This window comes from Massilia cavernae, assembly GCF_003590855.1.
Classification (GTDB): Bacteria; Pseudomonadota; Gammaproteobacteria; order Burkholderiales; family Burkholderiaceae_D; genus Telluria_A; species Telluria_A cavernae.
This window is the reverse complement of sequence record NZ_QYUP01000094.1, coordinates 42,513-49,415: the sequence shown is the minus strand read 5'-3', so window position 1 is coordinate 49,415 and position 6,903 is coordinate 42,513. Positions and strand designations below refer to the sequence as shown.

Here is a 6,903-nt window from a genome sequence, read left to right as displayed (position 1 = left end):
CCTGCAGGCGCTGGCGCGCAAGGGCGCCATCGAAATTTCGCCGGGCACCTCGCGCGGCATCCGGCTCGTCGGCGCCAGCGTCGAATCGATGCCGGTCGCGCCGGCCGTCATGATGATGTCGCTGCCGCTGGTCGGTCGCGTCGCGGCCGGTTCGCCTATTTTGGCGCAGGAGCATGTGGAGGCGACCTACAGCGTCGACCCGGCCATGTTCTCGTCCAAGCCGGATTTCCTGCTGAGGGTGCGCGGATGGTCGATGCGCGACGCCGGCATCATGGACGGCGACCTGCTGGCGGTGAAGAAGATCGACAGCGCCAAGAACGGGCAGATCGTGGTGGCGCGGCTTGGCGAGGAAGTGACCGTCAAGCGCTACAAGCGCACCGGACAGATTATCGAACTGCTGCCGGAGAACCCGGACTTCAAGATCATCCGCATCGATCCGGCGGAAGATGAGTTTGTGCTGGAGGGACTGGCTGTGGGGTTGATGCGCAGCTGGCACTAGGCGGCATTCGGCGGATGGTGCAGCAGGGGTTTTGAATCGCATGCGATTCGCCTGCGAAACGGTATCCGCTTGCAAGCGGATACTCCTTAGCGAAGCATCCACCGAACACCGCGTGCGCTATCGCGCCTTCGCGTCCTTCACCATCGCATTGTGCTCGGACACATACTTGTCCGTCGCGTCGCGCCATGCCGCGAAATCCGCCAGCACCAGCTTCGACGACACCTTGGCATCCTCCGCAATCCGCGACAGCACGCCAGCCAGGTGCTTGGCCGCCTGCTCATGCTCGTCCTTGGTCATCAGGTCCGCTACATCCTTCGGAATCAGCTTCGTCAGCGGCGACGAATTATTCAGGTTCTGCACGAAGTTGTTATAGCAGTCCTGCCACGCCGTCATCTTCGCGCCAAGGCCGTCGATCTCGTCGTTCTGCTTCGACAGCGCCGGAATGCGCGGCGCCACGCAGCGGTACTTGCCCGACTTCAGTTCCGTGCCGTCGTACTTCGAGGTCCAGTACTCGATGTCGGCACGGCGCTCGGCGCGCTTCTTCATCATCTCGAGCGAGGCGATCGCGATCTTGTTACCCTTCGCCGCAGCCTTGGTGAACCAAGCTTCCGACTTGGCCAGGTCGACCGCCCCCGCCTCGCCATACAGGTACATCTCGCCCAGGTGCTGCTGCGCTTCGACGTTGCCGCCGTTGGCCAGCCTGGTGTAAATCTGCAGCGCCTGCGGATAGGACTTCTTGGCAAACAGCGCGTTGGCGGTGGCGATGTCGTCGGCCGCGAGTGCGGCGCCGCTGCACAGCAGCGCAAGGCAGAACAGGTATTTCTTCATTTTCCCAAACCGTAAGTTGAGTGAATCAGGCGTCGAGCGCGTTCCTGAAGTCTGCCACGAGATCGTCCGTCTCTTCAATACCTACAGACACGCGGATCAAGGACTCCGCGATGCCCATGCTGGCGCGCCGCTCCGCGCCCATCTCGAAGAAGATCGTGTGCGCCACCGGGATCACCAGCGTGCGCGTGTCGCCCAAGTTGCTGGCCGAGACGGCGATGTCCAGGCGGCCCAGGTAATCGAAGCAGTCGATGCCGTCCTTCAACTCGAAGCTGAACAGCGAACCATAGGAGCGGAACAGCTCCGACGACACCGCGTGCTGGGGATGCGATGGCAGGCCCGGATAGTGCACGGCCGCGACGCGGTCGTCCGCCTCGAGCATCTGCGCCAGCGCCATCGCATTGGCGCAGGTGCGCTCCATGCGCAGCGCCAGCGTTTCGGCGCCGACCGCGATATGGTGGGCCGCTTCCGGCCCCAGCGAGGCGCCGAAATCGCGCAGTGCCTTGGCGCGCAGCTGCGCCATGCCCCACTGCGCCGGCGGATTGCGCTTGTAGTTGGCGGCGATGTTCGGGTAGTTGTTCCAGTCGTAGGCGCCGGTGTCGGTCAGCGCGCCGCCCAGCGCATTGCCATGGCCGCCGATCGACTTGGTCAGCGAATTGACCACCAGGCCCGCGCCCACGTCCTTCGGGCGGAACAGGTAAGGCGTGGTCATGGTGTTGTCGACCACGTAGAGAATGCCGCGCTGTTGGCAAAGCTTGCCGATGCGCGCCAGGTCGGCCACCTGCGTGCGCGGGTTGGCAATGGTCTCGACGAACACGATGCGGGTCTCGGGCTTGAGCGCCGCTTCGACATGGCGCACGTCGGTGGCGTCGACGAAATCGACGCCCACGCCCTGCCCCGCCACCGTCTGCCACAGGCTGTTGGTGTTCCCGAACAGGAAGGACGAGGACACCACGTGGTCGCCCGCGCGCAGCAGCGCCTGGAACACGGCGCCGATGGCGCCCATGCCGGTGGCGAAGCACAGTGTCGCCACGCCGCCCTCCATGCGCGTGACCTTGTCCTCCAGTGCGGAGATGGTCGGATTGCCCTGGCGGCCGTAACGGAAGCCCGGCTCCCTGCCCTGGAATACCGAGGCGAGCTGGCGCGCGTCGTTATAGCCGAAGGCGACCGAGTTGTGGACCGGCTTGTGCAGCGATCCGTGCTCGATGTTCTTGCGGCGGTCGTTGTGCAGGACGGTGGTGGTAAAGCCGTAGTTCTTCTTGTCGTTCATGATGGGTCAAAAAAAACCGGCAGCACGAAGGCTGCCGGGTTTATCGCTTACTCGGAGGTCGCGAGGTTCAGGTTGAGGCGGGTGCGGGCTGCATCTTCCTCCGCCGCCGCTTTAGGATTGTTGCGCGCGTTTTCGAGACGGTCCAGGTATTCCGGAGTGACGTCGCCGGTGACGTAGACGCCATCGAAGCAGGAAGCCTCGAAGTTCTTCAGCGCCGGGTTCACGTCCGAAATCGCGCGCTTGAGCGAATCGACATCCTGGAACACCAGCGCGTCGGCCGTGATCTCGCGGCAGATCTCCTCGTTGGTGCGGCCGTAGGCGATCAGCTCGTCGCGAGTCGGCATGTCGATGCCGTACACGTTCGGGAACAGCACCGGAGGCGCAGCCGAAGCGAAGTACACCTTGTTGGCGCCAGCTTCGCGCGCCATCTGCACGATCTCGCGGCTGGTGGTGCCGCGCACGATGGAGTCGTCCACCAGCAGCACGTTCTTGCCCTTGAATTCGGCGTTGATCGCGTTGAGCTTCTGGCGCACCGACTTGCGGCGGATCGCCTGGCCCGGCATCAGGAAGGTGCGGCCGATGTAGCGGTTCTTGATGAAACCTTCGCGGTACTCGACGCCCAGCTTCAGCGCCAGCTGGATCGCGGCTGGACGCGACGAATCCGGGATCGGCATCACCACGTCGATGTCGTCCACGTTGATCTGGCTGCGCACCTTGTCGGCAAGGTATTCGCCCATGCGAAGGCGGGTGGCGTAGACCGACGCGCCATCGATCACGGAGTCCGGACGCGCCAGGTACACGTATTCGAAAGCGCAGGGGTTCAGCGACGGGTTGTCCGCACATTGACGCTCGTGCAGCTTGCCTTCGACGTCGATGAACACCGCTTCGCCCGGCGCGATGTCGCGGATGAAGCGGAAGCCCATGCCGTCCAGCGCAACCGATTCGCTGGCCACCAGGTACTCGGTGCCCTTGTCGGTCTCGTTGGCGCCGATGCACAGCGGACGGATGCCGAACGGGTCGCGGAAGGCCAGCAGGCCGTGGCCCGCGATCTGGGCCACCACGGCGTAGGCGCCGCGTACGCGGCGGTGCACGTTGGCCACTGCCTTGAACACGGAATCCGGGTCGAGCGCGAGGCCGACGGTGGCTTCCTGGATTTCATGCGCCAGCACGTTCAGCAGCACTTCCGAATCGGAGTCGGTGTTGATGTGGCGGCGGTCATTGCGGAACATCTCTTCCTTGAGCTGTTCCTGGTTGGTCAGGTTGCCGTTGTGGGCCAGCGTGATGCCGAACGGCGCGTTGACGTAGAACGGCTGCGCTTCTTCCTCGCTGGACGAACCGGCGGTCGGATAGCGGCAGTGGCCGATGCCCGAGTTGCCCTGGAGCGAGCGCATATTGCGCGTGCGGAACACGTCACGCACCAGGCCGTTGGCCTTGTGCATGGAAAACATGCTGCTGTGATTGGTTGCAATCCCGGCTGCGTCCTGGCCGCGGTGCTGCAACAGCAGCAACGCGTCATACAACAGCTGGTTGACGGGATTGTTCGAGACGACGCCGACGATGCCACACATGGTGCGCTCCTAAAGACTGGTACTGCTTGATTTAAAAATATTCAAAACTTAATGTGCTCGGCGAGCGCGGCAGGCAGGAAAGGCCTCACCGTGCGCGCGCCGGTCTCGGCCATTGGACTCAGCAGCGCTTCTTTCCAGAACGCCTGCTGTGGGATTGCCGTCATGCCACACAATATGACGGCCGCAAGCACAAATACAATACCGCGCGCCAGGCCGAACAGTCCGCCCAGGCCGCGGTCGGCCACGGACAAGCCGCCGGCCTTGATCAAGGCGTCAACGGCCAGCATAAGCAGGCCCATCAATATCCGGACGCCGAGGAAGAGGACGACGAAGGCTACCATCAGGCGCACCGCCTCGCCGGGGACCATCGAAGGCAGCATGGCCGCCAGCGAGGCGCCGTAGGCGTTGGCGACGACAAAAGCGGTCACCCAGCTCACCAGGGACAGGATTTCCTTGACCAGCCCGCGCATGGTGCTGATGACAACCGACGCGGCCAATACGAACAGTACCAAATAATCGAAAATCGTCACGCCGCGCAGCTTCCTTCGCCGTCAACCGGCATTACGCAGGCACCACGCTGCCGCCGAGCCCGAGCTTGCCCAGCCTGGCGCGCGTCTTTTCGGCCTCGTCCTTGCTCGAAGGGCCGACCCGCACGCGGATCAGTTCACCCTCTTTCGTCTTTACCCTTTGCGTGAAGGAGCTGATACCTGCCTCGCGCAGCCTTGCGCGCAGCTCGTCGACCTTTTCCTGGCTGGCCAGCGAGGCCACCTGCACGACGAACTTTTCGCCCGAGGCTACCGCGGGTTTGCCTTCGAGGATGGCCATCGCGCGCGCGGCGTCGGCCGGCTTCTGTTCCGCCTTGACGACCTTGGGCGGCGCCTTTTCGGCCGGCTTCGGCGTGGTCTTTTCCACCATCTTGAGGTCGGTCGGCTTCGGCTCTTCCTTCGGCAGCATTTTCATGTCCGGCCTGGCGGCAGCCACGTTGACTTCCGCGACGTCGTTTGTGGCCGCTGCGGCAGCCTGCGGCGCCTCGACGATTTCCTCGCGCGCGTCGAGCGCATCGGCGGCAGGCACCGGCGCTTCCGCCAGCACTGCCGGCTTGTCCTTGGACGGGATGCGGATATCAATGCCGGAGGACAGCGGTTTGGGTTCCGAGTCGAGCAGCATGGGCAGGCCGACGGCAACGCCCAGCGCCAGCGCGACTGCGCCTACCAGGCGGCGGCGGGCGCGTTTTTTCTCGGGGAGGATGGGGTCGGAAGCCGCCTTCGAACGGGCGCGGCGCGGTGCGGCGCCGCCTGCGTTCGATGCGCGCTTGGACTTGGCTTGCGCCGCAGCTTCGTCATCATCCGCGCTGTAAAAATGGCCGCTGTCTTCCGCAGTAGCCTCTTGCTTGTTTTTACTGGAGTTCGAGAACAAGCCCATGCGATTATTTGTCAGTGAGTGAGGATTTTCGGGCTGCCATCACGCCTGCGACGGTGTAGAAGGAGCCAAAGACCACAATTCTATCATTCTCCCCGGCCCGGCTCATCGCATTCGCGTACGCCTGTGCCGGATCAGGGAAGGCGGTGGCGGAAAACTCGCCCTCTTTCGCGTCTGCCGGACGCAGCGCCTGCAGCTTTTCCGCCAGTTCGCCGGACGAGGCCGAGCGCGGCGACGGCAGGTCGGCCACGCACCAGTGGTCGACATGTTCCAGCATCGGCTTGATCACGCCGTCGATGTCCTTGTCCTGCATGACGCCGAACACCGCGTAGGTGAAGGGATGGAAGCCCATGTTGCCGAGGTTCGACGCGAGCGCCGACGCCGCGTGCGGATTGTGCGCGACGTCGAGGATGACGGTCGGGCGGCCAGGCAGCACCTGGAAGCGGCCCGGCAGCTCGACCACCACCAGGCCGGTGCGCACTTCCTGCGCGCCCACCGGCAGTTCGAGGCGCAGCACTTCCAGCGCAGCCAGTGCGGCCGAGGCGTTGAGCAGCTGGTTGGCGCCGCGCAGGCTCGGATAGGCCAGCGAATTGCGGCGCTGGCTGCGGCCGCCGTAGTTCCACTGCTGCTTGTCGCCCGCGTAGTTGAAGTCGCGGCCCAGCAGCCACAGGTCGGCGCCGATTTCTTCGGCGTGCTTGATCAGGGACTCCGGCGGAACCGGGTCGCTGCAGATCGCCGCTTTGCCGGGACGGAAAATGCCGGCCTTTTCGAAGCCGATCTTTTCGCGCGTGTCGCCAAGGTAGTCGGTGTGGTCGATGTCGACCGAGGTGACGATGGCGACGTCGGCGTCGATGACGTTGACCGCGTCGAGGCGCCCGCCCAGTCCCACTTCGAGGATGGCGACGTCGAGGTTCGAGTTCGCCAGCAGGTGCATGATGGCCAGCGTGGTGAATTCGAAATAGGTCAGCGATACGTCCTCGCGCCGCGCTTCGACCGCGTTGAAGCTGGTCACCAGCGCCTCGTCGCTGGCGAGGTCGCCGCCAATGCGGGCGCGTTCGTTAAAGTCGAGGAAGTGCGGCTTGATGTACAGGCCGACCTTGTAGCCGGCGCGCAGCAGGATCGCTTCGAGCATGGCGCAGGTCGAGCCCTTGCCGTTGGTGCCGGCCACCATGATCACCGGGCAGTCGAACTTCAGGCCCATGCGCTCCTTGACCGTTCTCACCCGGTCTAGCCCCATGTCGATGTGGACTTCGGCGTGGCGCGACTCGAGCAGCGCAAGCCAGGCAGGCAATGTGGTCGGGAGGTTTTGCATGGGATGTGCT

The 6,903-nt window shown here is 64.3% G+C and carries 7 protein-coding genes; 1 reads left to right on the top strand and 6 read right to left on the bottom strand.

Annotation, left to right across the window (positions count from 1 at the left end; all coding sequences use genetic code 11):
• The coding region (lexA, locus tag D3872_RS10150; RefSeq protein ID WP_119810666.1) for a transcriptional repressor LexA at positions 1–499 on the top strand (499 nt) is incomplete at its 5' end.
• A 117-nt stretch (positions 500–616) separates the two neighbouring features.
• On the opposite strand, the gene D3872_RS10145 is transcribed toward lexA, so the two are convergent.
• Genes D3872_RS10145 through folC form a run of 6 tightly spaced genes read right to left on the bottom strand, consistent with a single transcriptional unit; the run spans position 617 to position 6,893 of the window.
• The gene (locus D3872_RS10145; RefSeq protein ID WP_119810665.1) at positions 617–1,327 is read right to left on the bottom strand and encodes a tetratricopeptide repeat protein; all 711 of its coding nucleotides are present in this window, start codon (positions 1,325–1,327) and stop codon (positions 617–619) included.
• Between the two features lie 25 nt (positions 1,328–1,352).
• Positions 1,353–2,594 (bottom strand): cystathionine gamma-synthase family protein, encoded by a 1,242-nt coding sequence (locus D3872_RS10140; protein WP_119810664.1) that lies wholly within the window; start codon positions 2,592–2,594, stop codon positions 1,353–1,355.
• Positions 2,595–2,641: 47 nt separating this feature from the next.
• Positions 2,642–4,162 (bottom strand): amidophosphoribosyltransferase, encoded by a 1,521-nt coding sequence (gene purF / locus D3872_RS10135; RefSeq protein WP_119810663.1) that lies wholly within the window; start codon positions 4,160–4,162, stop codon positions 2,642–2,644.
• Positions 4,163–4,203: 41 nt separating this feature from the next.
• A complete protein-coding gene (locus tag D3872_RS10130; RefSeq protein ID WP_119810662.1) occupies positions 4,204–4,692 on the bottom strand; it encodes a CvpA family protein in 489 nt (162 codons plus the stop codon).
• A 31-nt stretch (positions 4,693–4,723) separates the two neighbouring features.
• Complete coding sequence (locus D3872_RS10125; protein WP_119810661.1) at positions 4,724–5,584, bottom strand: SPOR domain-containing protein; 861 nt, start codon at positions 5,582–5,584, stop codon at positions 4,724–4,726.
• 4 nt (positions 5,585–5,588) lie between these two features.
• Positions 5,589–6,893, bottom strand: a complete 1,305-nt coding sequence (gene folC / locus D3872_RS10120; RefSeq protein ID WP_119810660.1) for a bifunctional tetrahydrofolate synthase/dihydrofolate synthase — start codon at positions 6,891–6,893, stop codon at positions 5,589–5,591.
• Positions 6,894–6,903 lie beyond the last annotated feature (10 nt).

Coding starts and splice junctions, on each gene's coding strand:
- D3872_RS10145 (WP_119810665.1), bottom strand. CDS start 1,327: ATGAAGAAATACCTGTTCTGCCTTGCGCTGCTGTGCAGCGGCGCCGCA.
- D3872_RS10140 (WP_119810664.1), bottom strand. CDS start 2,594: ATGAACGACAAGAAGAACTACGGCTTTACCACCACCGTCCTGCACAAC.
- purF (WP_119810663.1), bottom strand. CDS start 4,162: ATGTGTGGCATCGTCGGCGTCGTCTCGAACAATCCCGTCAACCAGCTG.
- D3872_RS10125 (WP_119810661.1), bottom strand. CDS start 5,584: ATGGGCTTGTTCTCGAACTCCAGTAAAAACAAGCAAGAGGCTACTGCG.
- folC (WP_119810660.1), bottom strand. CDS start 6,893: ATGCAAAACCTCCCGACCACATTGCCTGCCTGGCTTGCGCTGCTCGAG.